The sequence below is a fragment of the Streptomyces sp. CA-135486 genome (assembly GCF_050936555.1).
GTDB lineage: Bacteria > Actinomycetota > Actinomycetes > Streptomycetales > Streptomycetaceae > Streptomyces.
Map to the genome: position 1 here is coordinate 656,730 of NZ_JBNJMM010000001.1, position 21,460 is coordinate 678,189.

13 protein-coding genes are annotated in these 21,460 nt (G+C 70.9%); 6 read left to right on the forward strand and 7 right to left on the reverse strand.

Going from position 1 to position 21,460, the window contains the following annotated elements:
- Positions 1-132 precede the first annotated feature (132 nt).
- Positions 133-918 carry an HNH endonuclease family protein gene (locus ACQEVG_RS03095; RefSeq protein WP_432976591.1) on the forward strand — a complete coding sequence of 262 codons (786 nt, stop codon included), beginning with the start codon at positions 133-135 and terminating at the stop codon, positions 916-918.
- Positions 919-1,026: 108 nt separating this feature from the next.
- Here the strand turns inward: ACQEVG_RS03095 and ACQEVG_RS03100 are convergent, their stop codons facing one another.
- Positions 1,027-1,881: a DUF4352 domain-containing protein gene (locus ACQEVG_RS03100; protein ID WP_432976594.1), complete on the reverse strand. Its 855-nt coding sequence runs from the start codon at positions 1,879-1,881 to the stop codon at positions 1,027-1,029.
- Positions 1,882-2,104: 223 nt separating this feature from the next.
- Between ACQEVG_RS03100 and ACQEVG_RS03105 the strand changes: the two genes are divergently transcribed.
- The 3 genes from ACQEVG_RS03105 (at position 2,105) to ACQEVG_RS03115 (ending at position 6,525) form a co-directional block, all read left to right on the forward strand.
- Positions 2,105-4,267 (forward strand): N-6 DNA methylase, encoded by a 2,163-nt coding sequence (locus tag ACQEVG_RS03105; RefSeq protein ID WP_432976597.1) that lies wholly within the window; start codon positions 2,105-2,107, stop codon positions 4,265-4,267.
- Between the two features lie 114 nt (positions 4,268-4,381).
- Positions 4,382-4,972: a hypothetical protein gene (locus ACQEVG_RS03110; RefSeq protein ID WP_432976600.1), complete on the forward strand. Its 591-nt coding sequence runs from the start codon at positions 4,382-4,384 to the stop codon at positions 4,970-4,972.
- The gene (locus ACQEVG_RS03115) at positions 4,969-6,525 is read left to right on the forward strand and encodes a protein kinase domain-containing protein (protein ID WP_432976603.1); all 1,557 of its coding nucleotides are present in this window, start codon (positions 4,969-4,971) and stop codon (positions 6,523-6,525) included. Before ACQEVG_RS03110 ends, ACQEVG_RS03115 begins: the two co-directional genes overlap by 4 nt.
- Here ACQEVG_RS03115 and ACQEVG_RS03120 read toward each other — a convergent pair.
- The 3 genes from ACQEVG_RS03120 to ACQEVG_RS03130 form a co-directional block, all read right to left on the reverse strand.
- Complete coding sequence (locus tag ACQEVG_RS03120) at positions 6,499-9,888, reverse strand: LamG-like jellyroll fold domain-containing protein (protein WP_432976606.1); 3,390 nt, start codon at positions 9,886-9,888, stop codon at positions 6,499-6,501. The two genes, ACQEVG_RS03115 and ACQEVG_RS03120, sit on opposite strands and share 27 nt — an antisense overlap.
- Before the next feature lie 94 nt (positions 9,889-9,982).
- On the reverse strand, positions 9,983-11,950 hold the full coding sequence (locus tag ACQEVG_RS03125) for a tachylectin-related carbohydrate-binding protein (RefSeq protein WP_432976609.1): 1,968 nt from the start codon (positions 11,948-11,950) through the stop codon (positions 9,983-9,985).
- An 87-nt stretch (positions 11,951-12,037) separates the two neighbouring features.
- Positions 12,038-14,458: a YfhO family protein gene (locus ACQEVG_RS03130; protein WP_432976612.1), complete on the reverse strand. Its 2,421-nt coding sequence runs from the start codon at positions 14,456-14,458 to the stop codon at positions 12,038-12,040.
- A 124-nt stretch (positions 14,459-14,582) separates the two neighbouring features.
- On the opposite strand from ACQEVG_RS03130, the gene ACQEVG_RS03135 reads away from it, so the two are divergent.
- Both ACQEVG_RS03135 and ACQEVG_RS03140 read left to right on the forward strand, forming a co-directional pair.
- Positions 14,583-15,560 (forward strand): glycosyltransferase family 2 protein, encoded by a 978-nt coding sequence (locus ACQEVG_RS03135; RefSeq protein WP_432976615.1) that lies wholly within the window; start codon positions 14,583-14,585, stop codon positions 15,558-15,560.
- Entirely contained in the window at positions 15,557-15,988 is a 432-nt protein-coding gene (locus ACQEVG_RS03140) for a GtrA family protein (protein WP_432976618.1), read from the forward strand. The genes ACQEVG_RS03135 and ACQEVG_RS03140 overlap by 4 nt, the downstream gene beginning before the upstream one ends.
- Here ACQEVG_RS03140 and ACQEVG_RS03145 read toward each other — a convergent pair.
- The 3 genes from ACQEVG_RS03145 to ACQEVG_RS03155 form a co-directional block, all read right to left on the reverse strand.
- Positions 15,972-17,465, reverse strand: a complete 1,494-nt coding sequence (locus ACQEVG_RS03145; protein ID WP_432976621.1) for a D-glucuronyl C5-epimerase family protein — start codon at positions 17,463-17,465, stop codon at positions 15,972-15,974. The two genes, ACQEVG_RS03140 and ACQEVG_RS03145, sit on opposite strands and share 17 nt — an antisense overlap.
- A gap of 70 nt (positions 17,466-17,535) precedes the next feature.
- On the reverse strand, positions 17,536-19,464 hold the full coding sequence (locus ACQEVG_RS03150) for a tachylectin-related carbohydrate-binding protein (protein WP_432976624.1): 1,929 nt from the start codon (positions 19,462-19,464) through the stop codon (positions 17,536-17,538).
- Positions 19,465-19,490: 26 nt separating this feature from the next.
- A complete protein-coding gene (locus tag ACQEVG_RS03155; protein WP_432976627.1) occupies positions 19,491-21,419 on the reverse strand; it encodes a tachylectin-related carbohydrate-binding protein in 1,929 nt (642 codons plus the stop codon).
- Positions 21,420-21,460: the final 41 nt, after the last annotated feature.

Consider the following 21,460-nt stretch of genomic DNA (forward strand, 5'->3'; position numbering starts at 1 on the left):
GATGTGTCCGTCTGCTGATGTCGCCTCCGGTGGGGTGGGAGGCCTCTGCTCGGGCCTGTACGTTTTCGACGCTACGCCCGACCCGCGCATCCCGCGCGCCGGCAACGGACTTGGGCTCAGTAAGGTACGACGGTGGACAGACTCGGGGTACGAATATCGCGCGCCCTCCCGGCCGCGCTGGTCGCCGTCGCCGTGCTCACCGGTTGCGACGGAACCGGACTCGACGGAGACGGTCTCGGCGGAAGCGGACTCCCGGACAGCTCGAAGCCCGGTGACCCCGCCACCACCGGCACCTCCCCCTTGGCCAACCCCGACGGTACGAAGCCCGGCCTCGGGGCCCTCACCTCCGAGCAGGACCGGGCCGCCGCCCGCCGGCTGATCGAGAAGGTGGCCACCAAGGGGCGTGGTCCCAAGACCGGTTACGCACGCGACCGCTTCGGCTACGCCTGGATGGACTCGGCCGACGGCGTTCCGCTGGCACGCAATGGTTGTGACACCAGGAACGATCTGCTCGCCCGCGACGGCCGCGGGCTGCGCTACCGCTCGGGCTCGGACTGCGTGGTCATCGCGATGACGCTCAACGATCCGTACACCGGCACCGTCATCGACTGGAAGAAGCAGCAGGCGTCGGCGGTCCAGATCGACCATGTCGTTCCGCTCTCCTACGGCTGGCAGATGGGCGCGGCCCGCTGGGGCAAGGCGAAGCGGCAGCAGCTCGCCAACGATCCGCTGAATCTGCTGCCCGTCGAGGGCTCCGCCAACAGCTCGAAGAGCGACTCGGGTCCGGCGTCCTGGCTGCCACCCAACAAGCGGATCCGCTGCTCGTACGCGGTACGGCTCTCGCAGGTGGCGCTCAAGTACGACCTGCCGGTGACGGCGGCGGACAAGAGGGCGATGCTGACGCAGTGCGGCGGCTGAACCAGGCCGTGCCGGGGGGACGAGCCCTGCCGGGGGAACGAGCCGCGCCGGGGAAACGAGAAGAGGCCGCCTGGGAGGCGGCCTCTTCGCCCGAGGGGCGGCGGGGGGTCAGAGCGTCAGCTCCCACTGGGAGGCGTCGTACGAGATGCCGGGGCTGATCTCGACCGTGAGGATCTTGGCGTCGGCCGGGGCGTCGAAGGCGAACTTCACCGTGGCCTTCTTCCCGGGCAGGATCTTGCCGTTGAAGCCGTCGCCGACGTTTTCGTCGAAGATCTGCTCGGCCTTGACGCCGTCCTTGCCGGCGCGCGCCTCGGCGGTCGCCAGGGTGGCGTCGAACTTCTCCTTGCCGGCGTTCTCGATGACGACGGTCACCACGTAGGCCTTGTGGCCCTTGGTGTGCCCGACGGCGAACTCGCTGGGCGTGAAGTCCTTGGGCGCGGAGACGGTGACCTGCAGGTCGTCGTCGTAGATCGACGTGTCGCCCGCCGCGAGGGTTTCGGCCGGGTCGGCCTTGTCGTCGCTCTTGGGCTTGTCGGCCGTGCCGTCCTTGCCCGTGTCGCCCTTTGCGGCGGCCGGCGCCTTCGACGCCGTGGTGCCCGAGGTGGCCTTGTTGATCTCGTCCACCGCGTCGCCCACGGCCTTGAAGGTGATGACCGCGCCGACGATCGAGAGGATCAGCGCGACCAGTCCGAGGATCGCGCCGGTCGTGGTCACACCCTTGTTGGCGGCCTCGCCGCGCTTGACGCGGCCGCGGCCCGCCAGGCCCAGGATCAGGGCGATCAGGCCGAGGATGCCGGCCAGCCAGAAGAAGAAGGGGATCAGGCCGGAGATGGTGCCGATGATCCCGAGCACCAGCGCGGCCGTGCCGAGCCCGTTGCGCAGCTGCTGCGGGGCCGGGGCGTAGGGGCCCGCGCCGGGCGGCTGCTGCGGGTCGTACTGGGGCTGCTGCGTGGAGTGGGACATGGGTGCCCTCCCGGACATGGAGTGTGGTCGGGACCGTGTCATGAGCCCCGTTCAGCGCGCCGTGCGGCGACGGGTCAATAAGAGCAGAGGCTGTGAACCGAGTCAACGTGCGTCACGGAATCGTGATTTGCTCACACTGTGAAGGGGTTTCTCGCAGGTACGCCGCTATGCTCGGCCACAACAGGCAAGTGCAGATCAGCGCTTACGCGAGGGAGCCAGCCAGGTGCCGGAGAAATCGAGCGAGGTGACCGCGGCCGGAATCGCCCGGCTGGCGGGAGTCGGACGCGCGGCGGTCAGCAACTGGCGGCGCCGTCACGCCGACTTCCCGAAGCCGGTCGGCGGCACGGAGACAAGCCCGTCGTTCGCACTCGCCGAGGTCGAGCAGTGGCTCCGCGACCAGGGAAAACTCGCCGAAGTCCCGCTCCGTGAAAGGGTTTGGCAACAACTGTCGGGCCATCTCGTGGGCCCTGTACCGGCGTTGGTGCAGGCGGGCTGCACGCTGCTGCTCGTGAGGGACCGTCACCCGGACTGGCTGGAGCTGACGGCGGTCTCGGACGAGCGCCTGGCGAAGCTGCTGCCCGCCGCGCTGGAGCAGGTGCTCACGGCCCGCTTCGGCGAGTATGCGGTCGGGCTCTTCACGGAGGTGTTCACAGCGCACGCGGGCTCGGTGACCCGCCCGGAACTGTTCACAGAGGCGGCGGCCTCCCGGCCGGAGGCCTCGCTGCCGGCGTCCGTCCCCTTCCTGCGTGGTGTCGCCGAGCTGGCCGCCGAACTCGGCGCACGCCAGGCCTTCGAGTTTCTGCTGGGGCGTTACCTCGATGCCAACCCGCGGCAGTACACCCTCACTCCGCCCGGGCCCGCCGCGCTCATGGCCGCGCTTGCCGGGGCCGGCGCCCGCGAGGTGCTCGACCCCGCTGCCGGGACCGGGACGCTGCTGCGGGCCGTCGAGCGACCCGCCGGGCTGTACGCGCAGGACGCCGACCCCGACCTCGCCGCGCTCACCGGACTGCGGCTCGCCCTGCACTGCGACGCCACCGTGCGCGCCCGCGCGGGCGACACCCTGCGCGGCGACGCGTTCCCGAAGCCCGCCTTCGACGCTGTGCTCTGCCACCCGCCGTTCAACGAACGCAACTGGGGTCACGACGAGCTGGCCTACGACCCCCGCTGGGAGTACGGCTTCCCGGCCCGTACCGAGTCCGAACTGGCCTGGGTCCAGCACGCGCTCGCCCGGCTGCGCCCCGGCGGCGCCGCCGTCCTGCTGATGCCGCCCGCCGCCGCGTCCCGCCGTTCCGGCCGCCGGATCCGCGCCGGGCTGCTGCGCCGCGGTGCGCTGCGGGCCGTCGTCGCCCTGCCCGCCGGCGCCGCGCCCCCGTACGGCATCCCCCTGCACATCTGGGTGCTGCGCAAGCCCGACCCGGGCCGGCCGGCCCCGCCCGAGCTGCTGTTCGTCGACACCGCGGAGCACGCCGGGGCGGGCGGCGGCCGCGACAAGCTCGACTGGCAGTCCGTCCACAACGCCGTACTCGACGCCTGGCAGCCCTTCGAGAAGCACGGCACGGCCGAGGAGCAGCCGGGCGTCAGCCGCTCGGTCCCCGTCATCGAACTCCTCGACGACGACGTGGACCTGGCCCCCGCCCGGCACCTGCCGCCCCCCGCGGCGGGCGGCGGCGCGGACGAGCTGCTGCGGGTGCGGGACCGGCTCACCGACACCCTCCGGCTGACCGGAGAACTCACCCCCGCGCCCGCCGCCCACGCGGAACCCGCGCCCTGGCCCGCCACCACCGTCGGCGAACTGGCCCGCGCGGGCGCGCTGGTGCTCAGCGCCGGCGGCACAGGCAGTACGAGCAGCACGGGCAGCACGGGCAGTATGGGCAGCACGGGCAGGAGGAGGAGTACGAGTACCGGGCCCGTGCCCGTACTCACCGAGCAGGACGTGCTCGCCGGCACCGCGCCCTCGGGCACGCTCCCCGAGGGCCCCGACGAGGAGCCCGTACGCGTCGAAGAGGGCGATGTCGTCGTGCCCGTACTCGGCGGCGGATCCGTCGTACGCGTCATCGACGAGGCCACCGCGGGAGCGGCCCTGGGCCGTAACCTCCAGCTGCTGCACCCCGATCCGGCCGCGCTCGACCCCTGGTTCCTCGCCGGCTTCCTGCGCGGCACCGCCAACAACCGGCAGGCCAGCAGCTATGCCTCCACGGCGACCCGGCTCGATGTGCGCCGGCTCCAGCTGCCCCGGCTGCCGCTCGCCGACCAGCAGCGCTACGGCGAACGTTTCCGGGCGCTCGCCGAGTTCGAGGACGCGCTCAGGCAGGCCGGGCGGCTCGGCGAGCAGCTCGTACAGGGGCTGTACGACGGGCTGACGGACGGCACGGTCACACCGGAGTGAGAGCCGGAGCGTGACGCATCGGACAACGGGTCGGTACAACCCGGGACCCCTTGTCCGTGTCGGTGTATACGCTCATCCTCTATCTGCCTCGTCCCCAGGCCTTCAGGAGCAGTAATGCACGGCCACGGCTATGCGCCGCCGCAGCCCAAGCGACCGCCCACCGCGCTGCTCGTCGCCATGCGCGTGCTCTTCGTGGCGCTCGCGCTGCTCAGCTTCGGCATCCTCGCCTGGGGCACGATGCTACGAATAGCGATCATGCGCCGCCGGCGGCTCGACTGGCTGCTGTTCTGGGTCGGCCTCGCCCTCGCGATCACCGCGTTCGTCGTCATCGGTGCATTCGGTTCCGACGCCGAGATCGATGCGTCCAAGCAGGACGAGATGACCGCCCTCGACTATGTGTTCCTGCCGATTCTGCTCGGGCTCGCCATCGGGGTGCCCATTCACTATCTGGTGGCCGACATCCGCCACTACCAGGAGCCCCGGGCCTGGGGCACGCCGCCCCCGCCGTACGCCGCGCCGACCGCCCCCTACGGCCTGCCGCCCCAGCCCCAGCCCACCTACACCTATCCGCCCGTGCAGCCCCAACCCCAACCCCAACCACCGGCACCGGCACCGGACAAGCCCCGCATCGACCAGGTCCGCGCCGAGCTCGACGAGCTCAGTGACTACCTCCGCAAGGAGAAGGACCGGGGGCAGGGCCGGTGAACGGACGCGTCATAGCGAACCGTTACGAGCTCTCGACCGTCATCGGCCAGGGCGGCATGGGCCAGGTCTGGACCGGATACGACAGCCGCCTCGACCGCCGTGTCGCCGTCAAGCTGCTCCGCCCCGACCGCATGGCCGCCGCCACCGCCGCCGACGAGATGCGCCGCCGGTTCGTGCGCGAGTGCCGGGTCACCGCGCAGGTCTCGCACCCGGGCCTGGTGACCGTCCACGACGCGGGCAGTGACGGGGACGACCTCTATCTCGTCATGCAGTACGTCGAGGGCGCGGACCTCGCCGACCATCTCGCCGAGCACGAGCCGTACCCCTGGCCGTGGGCCGTCTCCGTCGCCGCCCAGCTGTGCGCGGTGCTCGCTGCCGTGCACGCCGTGCCGATCGTCCACCGCGACCTCAAGCCGCGGAATGTGATGGTCAAGCCCGACGGCACCCTCACCGTCCTCGACCTCGGCGTCGCGTCCGTCATCGACGTGGACACCACCCGCCTCACCCACACCGGATCACCCATCGGCAGCCCCGCCTATATGGCCCCCGAGCAGGCGATGGGCGGCGCGGTCGGCCCGTACACCGACCTCTACGCACTCGGCGTGCTGATGCACGAACTGCTGAGCGGGAACGTCCCGTTCGCGGGCTCCACCGCCCTCGGTGTGCTGCACCGCCATCTCTACGAGCCGCCGCTCCCGGTCCGCCAGCTGCGCCCAGAGGTACCCGAGCCGCTCGAAGCGCTCGTCCTGCGGCTGCTCGCCAAGGACCCGCAGCACCGCCCGTCCGGCGCACAGGAGGTGTACGAGGCCCTGGTGCCGCTGCTGCCGAGCCGTGGTGCGCCCGGGTGGAGTCCCGGGGGAGGGCCGCTCGATCCGACCCGCCCCTTCCTGCGCCCGCAGGCCCCCTGGCCGGACCGGGTGGCGACCCCGCCGCCCGCCGCGCCCCCGGAGCCGCCCGCTCCCCGCCCGGATGTCGCGGCCGCCGTCGACGAGGCCAAGCGCCTCCTCGGCGAGGGCAGCATCACCCGGGCCGTGGACATCCTCGGTGGCATCCTCCCGGCGGCCGCCGCCGAGCACGGCGAGCACTCCCCGGTCGTACGGATCCTGCGCAAGCAGTACGCGGCGACGCTGCTGGACGACGGGCAGTACCGGCGTGCGCTGCCCGAGCTGCGACGGCTCGCCGACGACCGGAGTGCCGAGGCGGGCCCGGCCGACCCGCAGACACTGCACTACCGCTACGACGCGGCGCAGTGCCTGGAACAGCTGGGTGAGGCGGCCGCCGCGCTCGCGGAGTACCGGGCCGTGCTGCCGTACTACGAGAACCAGCAGGCCGCCGACCCCGCCCGCGCCTTCGATGTGCGCCACCGCATCGGGAATCTGCTGCTCGCGGTGGGTGATCACACGGCGGCTCGGCGGCAGCTTCAGGGGCTGCTCCACGACGCGGATCGTGCGTACGGCCCGTACCACCCGCTGCCGGTCGAGCTGCGTCGCGCGCTCGAGAGGCAGCAGCAGTTCAACGGCGGCGGATCACATCCGGGCGTACCCCTGCGCTGACAGCGTCTCGAACGGCAGCCGGACCGTGGTGGCCGTCCCGGTGTCCGCGTTCGACGACCTGAGCGCGGTCAGCTCCGTGTCGCTCAATGCCCGCCGCACCAGCCGGAATTCGTCCAGCGAGCCCTTGAAGTGCTCCACGCCGTCCGGCCTGGCGCCCAACTGGATCCCGGAGACGGCGAAGCTGTCCCCGTACGTCACCGAACCGGCCGGGACCGTGGCGTCGTCCAGCACCTTCCCGTCCACCGACAGGCTCAGCACAGTGCCGGAGCGCCTGAGCACGACATGGTGCCAGGCGCCGTCGCCGAAGCCCGACGCGCTGCCGCTGTCGGCTCCGTACAGCTGGACGGTGGCGGTGTCCGTCTGCAGGAGCGCGGTGAGCCGGTCCTGGGCGGGCTGGGCGCGCAGCCACAACTGCCGTTCCGTACCGCCCATTCCGTACGACCACGCGATCACCTGGCTGCCCGTGGTGGGTCCCGCGGTGTACTTCAGCCAGGTCGCGACGGTGAAGTCGGCTCCGCCCAGTGCCTCGTCGGCGCCGTAGGGCAGCTCGACCCCGTCGTCCGTGCCGTCCAGCGCCAGCCCGGAGCCGAACCGCCCGCTGCCCGCCCAGGACGACGGCAGCGCGCCGCCGCGCACATGGGCGTGGTTGCAGTGCGCCGACGAGTCGGGTGTCGCGGGCCCTGCGGCGGGCCGCGCCACCGAATGGACCTCGGTGTTCCCGGCCTCCATGGACCACCACAGATCCGGCCGGTCGGCGGGATAGCCACCCGTCGAACCCGTCGCGGAGGCCGCCACCTTCTGCACCTCTGCCGGTGTCAGCGGCCGCCCGTAGAGCCGGAGGTCGTCAAGCTGGCCGGTGAGGATGTCGGTGCCGCCCGGCTTGGAGCCGACCCGGACGCCCTCCGGGTTCGCGGCGGCGGTCAGCGATCCCGAAAGACCGCCCGCCTCGGCCGCCGCGCCCCCGTCCACGCTCAGCCGCAGCGTGCCGCCGCTGCGGCTGAGCGCCAGCAGATGCCATCGGCCGTCTCCGTACGCGACCGAGCTTCCCGCGTCGGGCAGCGCGATCCGGACCGGGCCCGCCGCGGTCTCGGCCCAGGCGAACAGCCGGTCCTGGGCGGGCTGGGCGCGCACCCACAGGGCAGGTTGCCCGGAGGTGGAGCCGTAGGCCCACAGCAGCGCCGAGTTCGCGCTCGACGCGGTCGCCGAGTGCGAGAACCACAGGGTGTAGGTGAAGTCGTCCGCACCGACCCCCAGCGCGGGGACGTACGGCACCTCGACGCCCGGCCGGGTGGCCGAGACGCCGATCGCGCCCTTGCCGATGCGGCCGGAGGTCTTCGTGGGCAGCCCGCCGAGCAGGGTGCCGTCGGCGCAGTGGCCGGAGACGTCGTCCTCGACGGCGACCGGGGTGAGCGCGGGCACTTCGGCCGTGTCCGTCACCTGGAAGGGCAGCCGCACGGACTGGGTGGCCGCGGCGTCCGGCGCGCTGTTGGCGGTACGCAGCCCGGCGAGCTGGGCATCCGTCAGAGCAGTGCGGTGGAGCCGGAATTCGTCGATCGATCCGGTGAAGTACTCGCCGGCGCCCGCGTCCGGCTTGGCGCCGAGCCGGATGCCGTCGACGCCGTTGGCGCGGGAGTCGGTCAGCGAGCCGGTCACACCCGCGCCGAGCGCGGGCACCCCGCCGTCCACCGAGAGCCGGAACTGCCCGGCCGAGCGCACCAGCGACAGCTGGTGCCATGCGCCGTCGCCGTAGGCGACGGACGCCCCCGGGTCGGGCAGCGGAAGCTGCACCGAGCCCGAGTCGGTCTCGGCCCAGGCGAACAGCCGGTCCTGCGCGGGCTGTGCGCGTACCCACAGCTGGGGCTTGCCCGCGCCGAATCCGTACGCCCACATCAGCGCCTGCTGCGGGCTGCTCGCGGTGGCGGAGTAGCGGAAGAAGAGGGAGTACGTGACGTCCGACGCGCCCGGATCGAGGGACGGTGTGTACGGCAGATCGGCCAGGTCGCCGGTTCCGCCGAGGACCAGGCCCTGGCCGAACCGGCCGGCACCCAGCGTCGCACTGCCGCCCAGATAGGCGTCGTTGGCCTCGGGGCCCGCGTCGGGTGTGGTGCGCCCGGCGGGCGGTGAAGGCTGCGGATTCAGGGCGCCGGTGAAGGTGCCGGGCACCCCGACAGCGGACGGGGTGAAGCGGTTGAAGTAGATGTTCGCCGCGGAGAAGTCGGCGCCGCCCTCGTAGACGAGCCCGAGCTGGCCGTCGCCGAGCTCGGCCAGGTCCGAGTAGCCCGCGCGCCTGCTGTTGATCTGGCCGCCCGACGCGTCGCGCCAGGTGGCGCCCCGGTCCGTCGAGTAGCGGATGCGCATGCTCTGCCGGTCGGTGGGGTGCGAGGGCGCGGCGAGGACGAGGGTGTCGCCCGGCGTGCTGCGGTAGGTCTGGCGCAGCGCGAGCACCGAGCCCTGCACCTGCGGGGTGACAAGCCCGGGCACGAGCCGCTGCGCGGGCACGGTGGCGCCCTGGTCGGTGCTCACCGCGTGGGTGCGGTGCCCGGCGTCGGTGTTGTTGCGGGCGGCGATGTAGATGCCGCCGTCGTCGAGTTCGGCGACCGCGGGCTCGCCGGGCAGCAGTACGTCCTTCTCGTACGAGTTCGCGCTCTGGCTGGTCTTCCAGTTCTCGCCGTGGTCGTCGCTGTAGATGAGGCCGACGTACTGCGTGGTGGGCGTCGGGCTCTCGTACGCCCCGACCACCAGCCGGCCCTTGGCCTCGCCCTGCCTCAGCTGGATGCCGTGCGTGGGCCCGGTGCCGAACCAGCCCTTGTCGGCACCGCTGAACCGGGGCAGCGGCACGGGCGCCCCGAAGCCGATGCCCTCGTCGGTGCTGCGCTGCACCCACGGCAGCCGCTTGCCGCCGGGCTCGGCGGTGGCGGGCTCCGAGGTGGAGAGCAGAAAGACGTCGCCGGTGATCTCGTCGGCGACGGGCGACGGGTTGCCGCGGGTGTAGGGGGCATGGGGGTCGCTCTCGCTGCCGGAGAGCACCCCACGGATCGGGCTCCAGGTGCGCCCGTCGTTGGTGGAGCGGCGGGCAACGATGTCGATGGGGCCGCGATCGGCGCAGGACGGGGATCTGCGGCCCTCGGCGAAGGCGAGCAGGGTGCCCGCCTTGGTGCGGACGAGGGTCGGGATGCGGAAGCAGCCGTAGCCCGCGGTGCCGGAGCGGAAGAGGATCTGCTCGGTGCCGGTCAGCGCGTCGGTGGACTTCTGGGTGCCGCTGGCGGCGGCGGGCGGTGCGGTGATCAACGGGGCGGCGGTGGCCGCGAGCAGCAGGCTCAGCCCCGCGAGGGCGGTGCTGAGCCGGGTTCGTGTGTGAGCCAAGGGATTTCGGGCCTTTCTCGGTACGACCTCGGGCAGGATGCCGACCGCCGTCCGGTCCCCCAAGGACCGGACGGCGGCCGGTGTGGTGTACCGGTTATGGACGGGGCAGCGCGCGGCCGGTGAAGGCCGGTGCCTTGTCCCCGGCGCGCATCGCGCTGAGCGAGGCGGTCTGCTGCACCTGGTAGATGCGGGTCTGGTTGTCGGCCGTGCGGAACGAGTACGCCCAGGTCGGCCCGGTCGCGTTGGTGTAGGTGAACGCGGTGGGCTCGGTGGCGGAGGCCTCGAAGGAGGCCTGCTGCCAGGCGCGCCAGGTGCCGCTGCCCTGGGTGGTCTCACCGGTGCTGTAGGTGTAGCCGTCCTCGCCGCGTACGACGATCTCGGTGAGGCCGGTGAGCGGGGAGATCACGGCGCTGGGGGAACCTTTGGCGGTGAGCCCGTCGAGGACGGTCCACTCGCTGTAGGTGCTGCCCTCGGCGGACTGGGACGCGGTCACGACCTTGCCGAGGCCGTCCGTCGCGAAGAGCCGGATGCGGTAGCCCGGGTAGACGACAGCAGTCGGCGTGCCCGTGATGGCCTGCGCGCCCAGCGCCGACCAGGCGGAGAGGGTTCCGGCCTCCTTGAACAGCGCCGTGCTCAGCACGCCGGACGCGTTCTTGCCGAAGAGCTGAATGCCGTCCCGTACGGTCACGGCGGTGAAGGGACCGCTGAAGCCGGAGCCGGCCAGCGGCGTCCACCCCATGAAGTCCACATTGGCGCGCTGCTGGATGCGGTACCAGGGCTTGCCGTCCGCGTCCACGGCGAACTGCACCAGGAGACCGGAGGGGGTCTTCGCGGTGACGACGTGCTGCGCCATCGCGCCCGCCAGATTGATCCAGCTGCCCCAGTCGGAACTGGACTTGGCGGCCTGGTTGCGCTGCCAGACGCTGCCGGACGTGTTGTGCGCGGAGACGACGACGCGGCCGTCGGTGTGCTCGGCGAGCGAGGGCTGCCCGCTGAAGGCCTCATTGCCGGAGATGGTCGTCCACAGCACATCGTTGATGTTGGAGGCGTCCGCCATCCGGCCGTGCACGAGGCGGCCGATGTTGTCGGTGTACGCGAACTCCAGCGAACCGGCGGACGACTGCATCACCGAGGCGCGGCTGTAGTTCTCCAGCGGCATGGACGGCGAGGCCGGGGTGTGGTTGACATCGATCCGGCAGGCGTCGGGCGCGCCGGACACCGAGGTGAACGCGGCCCAGCCGCTCGACTCGATCTGCTTGTTGTAGACCGGGAAGTCGCGGATGCCCTCGTCGAAGCGGTAGTACGTGACCGCGCCGTTGCCCTTGACCCGGAAGAGGGTGTCGCCGCCGAAGGAGGTGATCGCCTTGGAGTCGCTCCAGTCGGCCGCGGACTCCAGGACGTGCCGCTCGATCCAGCGCTGGCTGGTCACGTCGTAGCGGGAGCGGTAGAGCTTGCCGTCGGTCGCCGAGCGGCCGTACAGCACGCCCTTGTCGCCGGCGTAGATCGCGTCGTAGCGGTCCCAGCCCATGTCGACGATCTTTCCGCTGCCGGTGATGAAGTCCCCGGCGGCGGCGTCGTACTTGTACCAGCGCAGACCGCCGGTGGTGCCGGCCAGCGTCCAGATGTAGCCGCCGCGGTCGATGGTGATCTCATCGGTCCTGCCTGCGGCCTTGAACTCCGTGAAGCCGGAGCTGATCTTCTTGTGGTGCACGTCCCACGTCGCCGACGAGCTGATGCGGTGGGAGTAGTAGAGGCCGTCCGACTTGATCCCGTAGAACGTGGCGCCGGGTCCGGCCATCATCTGCCCGTAGCCGGTCCACGTGGTGTCGATCGCGCTGCCGGTCGGCACGGCGGCGCCGGTCAGCGGGGTCGGCATGTCCTGCCGGTACAGCTTGCCCGCCGAATCGAGCGTGTACGTGGGGCCGGTGGCGGCGCAGGTCACCGGCGCGTTGGCCGCCTGTGCGGTGCCTGCGGGCAGCGCCACGAGCACCGGAAGAGCCACGGCAAGGGCGGCGGTGAGTGCCGTGCGCCTTATGTGTGAACCAGGTGAAGTCCTTGTCATGGTCTGGACGTTAGGCGTCGACAGGTGAACGGTGCGGTGGCCTTCGGATGAACAAGATCCACTGGAAGATCACGAGTTGATGAACAGTCAATGTGCTTGCTGTAGTTGGCTGTTGCTCGTGATGCCAGTGGTATCGGGGGCCCCTGGAGCGCGGCGCGAGCGCTTCCCCAGCCTGGGCAGCGCGAGCAGTACGAGCCCCAGCAGGCCCGCGGCACCCAGTGCCGCGCCCGCCTTCAGGCCGGGCGGGCGGAAGGAGCAGTCCACTGTCCTCGACGATCCGTCCAGCGGTACGGCGACGAGCCCCAGGTAGGAGCCGGCGGGCTTGCCGTTGCAGTTCCAGCCCGCGATCCGGGGCGCGGCGAGGACGGCCGTCCCCCTGGTGCCGGGCGGGAGCTCGGCCCGTACGCCGCTGTCGGTGACCTCTACCGAGACCGCGCCCGTCCTCTTCAGCCGGTTCACGGCGGCGGTCAGCTTCGCCCGGTCCAGACAGCCGAGAGTGGTGCGGTGCGGGTCCCTGCTGTAACGGACCTTCTCGCCGGGCGAGTTCACCGTCCCGAGCGAGGTGAGCGCGGCACGCCGCTTGGGCTGTCCGCCGCGCAGCGTCACCCAGGGCGAGTCGCCCAGCCCGGCCCTGCCGGTGTAGTGGGGCGCCCAGAGGAAGACCTCGCTGCCGACCGGGCAGGAGCCGCCCGCGGGGGCGCTGTAGACCGGCGAGCCGAGAAGCCTCTCCTGGTTGCGGAAGGGGTTCCAGTCGTACCGCGGCTCGGCCCCGGGCGGCCGCGCGGTCACCAGTGGTGGCGTCCGGTCGGCCCGGATCACGTCCGGGTGCGCGCCGGGCGTGGTGCGCACCCGTGCGCCGACGGCGAAGATCGCGTCCGTGACCGGGTTGTCGAGCGACTGCACACTGCGGCCGTTGGACGTCCAGCCCGCGCCGAGTGCGGCCAGCGTGCGCGTGTACACATCGGGGGTGTGGCTGCTGTAGTACGAGCCGCCCTGGCCGCCCACCAGGACCGGATCGTTCCCGGTGAGCTGGTCGCGGCCCGGGTCGGTGCGGTAGCGCGGCCAGCCGTCGGCCTTCGCCACGGCCGCCGCACGCTCGCTGTGGGGCTCGCCCCAGGCCGGGTAGTCGTCCAGCCTGCCGAGCCGCATCCGGTCGGCGTATGCGGTGGTCGCCGCGGCCTGCCCGATCAGAGCGCCGCTGAGCAGCAACGCGGCGAGAGGGGCGTACCTGCCCCGCCCGGCCAGGACCAGACCGCCGACGACCGCCGCGAACCCGGCCGCGAACAGCGGAAACGTCCAGACCGTGACCAGCGCACTGGTGGCGCCCCCGAGGGCGATCACCGTCACCACGGCGCCGCCGCCGAGCAGGGCGCGCCGCCCCGGCCAGTCGTAGGAGAGACAGACCCATGCGGCGATCACCAGGATTCCGGCGAAGACGAAGGTCTGCCGGTACGGGCTGCCATTGGGCGTCGCGAAGACATGCCACACCAGATGCGTCGGCGCCCACTGGAGGGACAGCGCGACCGCCATGGCCAGCCCCGTCCACACCCAGCGCTCGCGGCGCGGGACCGCGCCGTTGAAGACGAGCGTGCACGCCAGCAGCAGCGCACCGCTGCCCAGGAAGACGGCTGGAGTGAAGAAGCTGTACGTCGCGGGCAGCGTGCGCGCGAACACATCGGCCCAGCCGGCCGGCGCGAACTGCTTCGTCCACCCCGGATAGGCGTGCCGGGAGCCGAGGAAGACGGGGATGAGCACGGGCCCGGCCAGCGCGATCCCGAGCAGCACGGTCCGGGCGGCCCGCAGCAGCGCCCGCATCCGCTCCCGTACGTCCGTATCCGCGAGCAGCAGCCGCACCGCGAGCACCAGCGCGGCCCCGATGGTCGCCATGTAGGCGGTGTAGAAGTTGGCGATCCACGCCACCGCGACGATCACCGGGCCGAGCAGCGGCCGCCGTCCCGTGCGCGCCCACTCACCGGCCAGGCACAGCAGAGGGAAGGCGACCAGGCCGTCCATCCACATGGGGTTGTACGAGGCCTCGACGACCGACCAGCCGCACAGTGCGTACGAGCCGCCGAGCACCGCCGCCATCCACCAGCGTCCGCTCTCTCGTCCGCCTCGGTGCAGATGGAACAGCAGCCAGGTCATGGCCGCGGCCGCCGTCGCCATCTTCAGCAGCGTGATGACATACACGGCGAGGTCGATCCCGTCACGCGGAAAGAGCCCGACCAGTACCGAGTAGGGGCTGGTCAGATAGGTCCCGAGGTCCGGCAGAAAGCTGGTGCCGTACCCGGACTGCCAGTTGAGCAGCAGCCCGCCGTCCGCCCGGCCGTGCAGCAGGTCCCACAGATGGGCGTGGAACGGCACGAACTGATTCCCGAGGTCGTTCACGCTGCGGGTCTTCGGCCCGAAAGGGAAGCTGCGGGCTACGGCGTCACCGGCGCAGACAGTCCCCACGGTGATCAGCGCGGCGATGGCGGCGGCACGGCCGCGCGCGGATTGCAGAGTCATGATTACTCGAATATGCCAGCGCCGATCGTGAAAACAGGCCGCGGGAAGCCCAGTTCACTGGATGGTCGCCTACGCGTCATGTGAGGAATCCACCTCGGACATTCGGGTGGGATGTCGTTCTTCCGTGCTGATCTCGATAGTCGTTCCCTGCTTCAACGAAGAGGAGATCATCGGCCGCTTCCACGACCATGTGACCGCGGAACTCTCCCTGCTCGGGCAGGAATTCGAGCTGGTCTATGTGGACGACGGAAGCCAGGACCGAACCCTGCCTCTCCTCGAGGAGATCGCCGGGGCCGACCCTCGTACCCGCTATGTCTCCTTCAGCCGCAACTTCGGCAAGGAGGCGGCGATGCTCGCCGGTCTCCAGCATGCCGACGGCGACGCCGTGGTCATCATGGACGCCGACCTCCAGCACCCTCCGGAGCTGGTCAGGCGCATGCTGCAGCTGCACGAGGAGGGCTTCGACCAGGTCATCGCGCGGCGCACCCGCAAAGGGGACCGGGTCACTCGCACGGTCACCGCGCGGGCCTATTACTGGCTGATCAACCGCCTTGTCGATGTCGAGCTCGTCGACGGCGTGGGCGATTTCCGGCTGCTGTCGCGCCGTACCGTGGACGCGATCCTCGAACTCACCGAGTACAACCGCTTCTCGAAGGGCATCTTCGCCTGGGTCGGATTCCGCACCACGACCTTTGAGTACGAGAATGCGGTGCGTGAGCAGGGCCGTTCCAAATGGAGCTTCGGAAAACTGCTCAACTACGGGCTCGACGGACTGCTCTCCTTCAACAACAAGCCGCTGCGCGCGGCCGTCTATCTCGGGCTTCTCCTGGTCACCGTCGCCATGGCGTATGCCGCCTGGATCGTCGGTGTCGCCCTGGTGAACGGCGTGGACACCCCCGGGTATGTCACCCTTCTGGTGGCGGTCACCGCACTCGCCGGCGTCCAGATGCTGATGCTGGGGGTGGTCGGCGAGTACGTCGGCCGTATCTACTACGAGGTGAAGCGGCGACCGCACTTCCTGGTGAAGGCCACCAACGCCGGTCTTCCCGGGCAGCGGGAAGCGGACCGGCACAAACGCACGGGGGAGCTCGTAAGACGATGACAGTCCAGGTCCAGATGGTCAGATTCGCCCTGGTGGGGCTCGTGAACACCGGGACGTACTACGGCCTGTATCTGGCCCTGCTGACCTGGCTGCCCTATGTCGCGGCCCATGTCGTCGCCTTCGCGCTCAGCATGGTCGGGTCCTTCTTCCTGACCTCGTACTTCACCTACCGGACCCGGCCCACCTGGCGGAAGTTCCTGCTGTTCCCGCTCACCAACGCCGCGAACTTCGTCGTCACCACGAGCGGCGTCTATCTGCTGGTGGACGTGCTGCACTTCGGCAGCCGTTATGCCCCGCTGATCGCGGCAGGTGCCGCGGTCCCGATCACCTTTGTCGTCTCGCGGGCGATCATGCTGCGGCCGGAGCGGGTGCGGCGGGAGCCGGAGCCGGCCCGCGAGGGGCCGGCACCGGTCAGCGCCCGTCGGTGAGGACCTGGGCGCAGGGTGCCCAGAAGCCGGTGAGCGCGCCCGCGGTGATCTGTACCATAGGCCGGCCGTTGACGATCGACCTGCGGTCGAAGGGCGCGTTCGAGTCCTTGGCGAACTCGACCGTCCTCGTCGCCTCGACGGTGCCGTCGGAGGCCACCTTGGTGCAGGTGATGCTGAGGTTCGCGGGGAAGGTGGCGACCCGCTGCGGCCGGTACAGGGACCGGAACCACTCGCCCAGCAGATACACCTTCGGGAAGTACTCGGGCAGGTACCAGCCCGTGTAGGCACCTTCCTTGATCAGATAGTGGATGCCGCGTCCCTCGATGCGCACCCGTTGGGAGGCGGGCGCCTGGGTGTCACGCGTGAAGGACACGTCCTTGGTCGCGGTGACCGCTCCCGTGCCGTCGAACTTGTAGAAGGTGTAGGCGCCCGCGCCGATGGCGACGGTGCCGCCGTCCGCGCCCAGATGCGGGTGCGGATAGTCGTCCATCAGCACATCCGACAGATAGGCGTGCCGCACGCTGCCGGAGAGCCAGTGCAGCTGGCGGAGCAGATTGATGTGCACCGGGTGGTAGGACGAGGTCGCGATGCTGTGGGTCAGGCAGTAGTGGGACAGCCAGCCCTTGTTGCGCATGCTCGGGAAGTACGCGTTGAAGGTGGTCAGCGCGCCGTCGAAGAGCTGCTCGGCCAGCGGATTCCCGGTCAGCCGGTGGTAGTCCCACAGGCCGAGCGTGGCGAACATGAAGCCGTTGTACGTGTAGTCCGACGTGCCCGGCGCGTCCATCGGGTACTCGTGGATCCACAGGTAACCCGCGCCGTCCTTGGCGACCACCCAGGGCTTGGCGTCGTCCGCGCGCAGCAGTGACGCGAACGCCCCGTCGGCCGCGGCTCGGTAGCCGGCCCGCTCCTCGGCCGAGACCCCGTCCAGTTGTGCCAGCTGTGCGAACAGGCTCAGCGCCTCGCCCTGGGCCATGCCGGAGTACCACGGGGCCTTGTAGGTGATCCCGGTGTGCACGGCATGGGCATAGTCGAAGGGGTACGGGAAGTACCAGGCGCCGCGCGCCTCCACGTGCCGGTCGGTCAGCCGCTTGGCCTGGGCCCTGGCCCGGTCGAGGTAGAAGCTGTCCTTGGTCTGGCGGTAGCTGCAGATGTTCTGCAGGCCGAACTGGATCTGGCCGACCGGGTGGTCGTACAGCTTCCCGTCCACCTCGAACATCCGGATGCCCTCGGCGTCGTGCGGAGCGGTGTCCACCCGTTCCGCCTTGCGGTCCCGCCACGGCTGCATCGCGTCCGGCACATCGCTCGCGCAGGTGTAGCCGCTGGTCCTGAACTCGAAGGGCAGGGCGGTGGGTACGCCGTCGGCGTGCGCGGGCCCGGCGAAGGGCCCGCCGATCCCCACGGCGGCGACGGCCGCGGCACCTCCGGTAAGCCGTATGAAGGTCCTGCGGCTGAGGTGGTCATGCCTCGCCTCGGTCATGGATTCTCCCCTTGAAAATGCGGGGGCGGCCGGAGGGGCCGCCCCCGCGGTCGTGCTTGGCCGGTCGGTGCTACTCGGGCGCCGGCAGCGAGCGCGCGCTGAACGACGACGTCTGCTGGGCGGCGTAGAAACGCGTCTGGTTGTCGGCCGTACGGAAGGAGTACGCCCAGGTCGGGCCGGTCGCGTTGGTGTACGCCACCGCGGTGGGCTCGGTGGCGGAGGTCTCGAAGGAGGCCTGCTGCCAGGTGCGCCAGACACCGGAACCCTGGGTGGTCTCACCGGTGTTGTGGACGAAGTCGTCCGCGCCACCGCGGACGACGATCTCGGTGAGGCCCGTCAGCGGGGAGATCACGGCGCTGGGCGAGCCCTTGGCCGTGAGGTCGCCGACCTGGCTCCAGCCGCCGTACGCCCCGCCCTCGGTGGACTGGGCCGCGGTGACGACCTTGCCGTTCCCGTCGGTGGCGAAGACCCGGATGCGGTAGCCCGGGTAGACGACCGCGGACGGCGTGCCGGTGATCGCCTGCGCGCCCAGCGTGGTCCAGGCGGAGATGCTGCCGTCGGCCTTGAACAGGGCGGTGCTCAGGACACCGGAGCCGTCCTTGCCGAAGAGCTGGATGCCGTCCCGTACCGGCACGGTGGTGAACGACCCGGTGAAGCCCGAGCCGGTCAGCGGCATCCAGCCCTTGAGGTCGCCGTTGGCCGCGGTCTGGATGCGGTACCAGGGCTTGCCGTTCGCGTCGGCGGCGAACTGCACCAGGAGACCGGAGGAGGTTTTCGCGGTGACCGCGTGCTGCGCCATCGCGCCTGCCAGGTCGGTCCAGTTCGCCCAGTCCGCACTGGTCTTGGCGGTCTGGTTGCGCTGCCAGATGCTGCCGGAGGCGTTGCGCGCGGTGACGGAGACCCGGCCATCGGCCTGCTCGGCGAGCGAGGGCTGCCCGGTGAAGGCCTCATTGCCGGAGAGCGTGGTCCACTGCACGTTGTTGGTGTTGGAGGCGTCCGGCATCCGGCCGTGCACCAGGCGGCCGATGTTGTCGGTGTACGCGAACTCCAGCGAGCCGGCCGAGGACTGGATCACCGAGGTGCGGCTGTACTGCTCCTGGGTGAGCGCGGGCGCTGCGGGCGTGTGGTTCGCCAGGATCCGGCAGTTGTCGGGCGCCGCCGCGACGTCCCGGAAGTTCTGCCAGCCGCTGCTGCCCACCTCCACCCGGTTGACCGGCCAGGTGCGGGTGTTCTCGTCGAAGCGGTAGTAGTACGCCTCGCCGGTGCTCTTCACGGTCGCCACCAGGGTGTCGCCGCCGCCCGAGGAGATGGACTTGAACTGGTTCCAGTCACTCCCGCTCACCAGCACATGGCGCTCGATCCAGCGCTGGCTGGTGAGGTCGTAGCGGGAGCGGTAGAGCTTGCCGTCCGCCGCCGCCCGGCCGTAGATGACACCCGCGTCGGCCGCGGTGATCAGGTTGTAGCGGTTCCAGCCGTCGTCGTGCGCCTTGCTGGTGCCGACGTCCCAGCCGCCCGCGGCGGCGTTGTACTTGTACGCGCGCAGCGCGCCCGTGTTCTCGGCCACCCAGAACCAGCCGTTGCGGTCGACCGTCGCCTGGTCGTGGTCGGCCGTGTTGACCAGCCAGCCGAAGCTGCTGCTGACCTTCTTCGGCTGGATGTCCCAGGTGCCGGCAGAAGTGCGGTGGCCGTAGTACAGGCCGTCCGACTTGACCCCGTAGAACGAGCCGTCGGGACCGGCGAACACCCGGCCGAAGTTCTGCCAGCCGGAGCCGATGGTGGTCGGACCGGCGTAGAAGGTGCCGCTCAGCGGCGTCTTCATCGTGTACTGCTGAAGCGCGCCCGCCGCGGTGACGGCGAAGGTGGGGCCGTTGGCGTCGCAGCTCGCCGCATCGGCCGCGTGCGCGGTGCCCGGCACGGCGACCAGCAGCGGGAGGGTGGCGGCAGCGGCGGTCGCGATCGCCGCCCAGCGCCGGGATCTGTGCGTGGAGGTGTACGTCATATCTGTCTTTCCGGTCAGCGAGCGGATCATGTGGCGGGCGGCGTGGGCAACGAGCGCGCGGCGAACGCCGAGCTCGGCTGGACCTGGTAGACCCTGGTCTGGTTGTCCGCCGTGCGGAAGGAGAAGGCCCAGGTCGGACCCGTGCTGTTGGTGTAGGTGAAGGCCGTCGGTTCGGTCGCGGAGGTCTCGAAGCTCTCCGACTTCCAGGCGCGCCAGACGCCCGAGCCCTGGGTGGTCTCGCCGGTGCTGTGGATGTAGCCGTCCGTGCCGCGCACGACGAGCTCGGTGAGGCCGGTCAGCGGGGAGATCACGGCGCTGGGGGAGCCGGCCGCGGCGACCGTGTCGACCTGGGTCCACGCTCCGTACGCCCCGCCCTCGGCGGACTGGGTCGCCGTCACGACGCTGCCCGCGGTGTCCGTCGCGAAGACGCGGATACGGAAGCCGGGGTAGACGACCACGGCCGGGGTGCCGGTGACCGTCTGGCTGCCCAGCGAGGTCCAGGCCGACAGGGTCCCGTCGTCCTTGAACAGGGCGGTGGACAGCGTGCCGTCGGCGCCCTTGCCGAACAGCTGGATGCCGTCGCGCACGGGCACGGTGGTGAAGGACCCGGCGAAGCCGGAGCCGGTCAGCGGCATCCAGCCCATGGAGTCGGCGTTCGCCGCGGTCTGGATGCGGTACCAGGGCCTGCCCCCGGCGTCGACGGAGAACTGCACCAGGAGACCGGCGGACGTCTTCGCGGTCACCGCGTGCTGCGCCATCGCGCCTGCCAGGTCGGTCCAGTTCGCCCAGTCCGCACTGGTCTTGGCGGTCTGGTTGCGCTGCCAGACGCTGCCCGAGGTGTTGTGCGCGGTGACGGAGACCCGGCCGTCGGCCTGCTCGGCGAGCCACGGCGTACCGGCGAAGGCCTCGGTCCCCGAGATCGTGGTCCACAGCACGTTGTTGGTGTTGGACGCGTCCGGCATCCGGCCGTGGACGAGTCGCCCGATGTTGTCGGTGTACGCGAACTCCAGCGAACCGGCGGAGGACTGGATGACCGAGGCGCGGCTGTAGTTCTCCAGCGGGACCGAGGGCGCCGCCGGGGTGTGGTTGGCGACCAGGCTGCAGTTGTCGGGCCTGGAGGTGACGTTGGGGAAGTTCTGCCAGCCGCCCGCGGCCACCTGCTTGGCCAGGACCGGCCAGGTGCGGGTGTTCTCGTCGTAGCGGTAGTACAGCGCCTCACCGCTGGTCTGCACGGCCACCAGGGTGTCGCCGCCGCCCGCGGTGATGGTCTTGAAGTTGCCCCAGGCCGCGGAGCCGACCAGGACATGACGCTCGATCCAGCGCTGGCTGGTGACGTCGTAGCGGGAGCGGTAGAGCCTGCCGTCGGTGGCGCGCCCGTACAGAACGCCCTTGTCGCCCGCGGTGATCAGGTTGTAGCGGTCCCAGCCCTTGTCCAGGATCTTGAGCGACTTCAGTCCGCCGCTCGTCCCGATCGTCGAGTCGTACCGGTAGGCGTACAGCTGACCGAGGTTGTCGGCCACCCACAGCCAGCCGTCACGGTCGACGGTGGCCTGCTCGTGGTCCGCGGCGTTCCCGAGCCAGCCCAGGGCGGTGCTGATCCTCTTGGGGGCTATGTCCCAGGTGCCGCTGTCGGTGCGGTGGGCGTAGTACGTGCCGTCCGACTTGAAGGCGTAGAACTCGCCGTTCGGCCCGGCGAGCACCTTGCCGTACGCCCCCCAGTTCGTGCCGGCCGTGCTGTACGCCGAGAAGGTGGAGCCGGAGAGCGGGGCCGCCATCGTGTACTGAAGCAAAGAGCCCGATGAATTGACCACATATGTCTTGCCGTTGGGCGGGCAGGCCGCCGACTCGGCGGCCTGCGCCGTGCCGGGCGCCGCGATGAGCAGGGGCAGTGCCGCGGCGACGGCCGTGGCCGCTGCCGTCAGAGTGCGCCGCTTGTGGTGAAAGGTTAATGCCATGTGAGTTCTCGCTGTCCTTCCGTCAAATGAGCCTGTACGGC

Bases quoted from the DNA above. Each gene is read 5' to 3' on its own strand.
- ACQEVG_RS03100 (WP_432976594.1), bottom strand. From the start codon at position 1,881: ATGTCCCACTCCACGCAGCAGCCCCAGTACGACCCGCAGCAGCCGCCC.
- ACQEVG_RS03110 (WP_432976600.1), top strand. From the start codon at position 4,382: ATGCACGGCCACGGCTATGCGCCGCCGCAGCCCAAGCGACCGCCCACC.
- ACQEVG_RS03125 (WP_432976609.1), bottom strand. From the start codon at position 11,950: ATGACAAGGACTTCACCTGGTTCACACATAAGGCGCACGGCACTCACC.
- ACQEVG_RS03130 (WP_432976612.1), bottom strand. From the start codon at position 14,458: ATGACTCTGCAATCCGCGCGCGGCCGTGCCGCCGCCATCGCCGCGCTG.
- ACQEVG_RS03140 (WP_432976618.1), top strand. From the start codon at position 15,557: ATGACAGTCCAGGTCCAGATGGTCAGATTCGCCCTGGTGGGGCTCGTG.
- ACQEVG_RS03145 (WP_432976621.1), bottom strand. From the start codon at position 17,465: ATGACCGAGGCGAGGCATGACCACCTCAGCCGCAGGACCTTCATACGG.
- ACQEVG_RS03150 (WP_432976624.1), bottom strand. From the start codon at position 19,464: ATGACGTACACCTCCACGCACAGATCCCGGCGCTGGGCGGCGATCGCG.
- ACQEVG_RS03155 (WP_432976627.1), bottom strand. From the start codon at position 21,419: ATGGCATTAACCTTTCACCACAAGCGGCGCACTCTGACGGCAGCGGCC.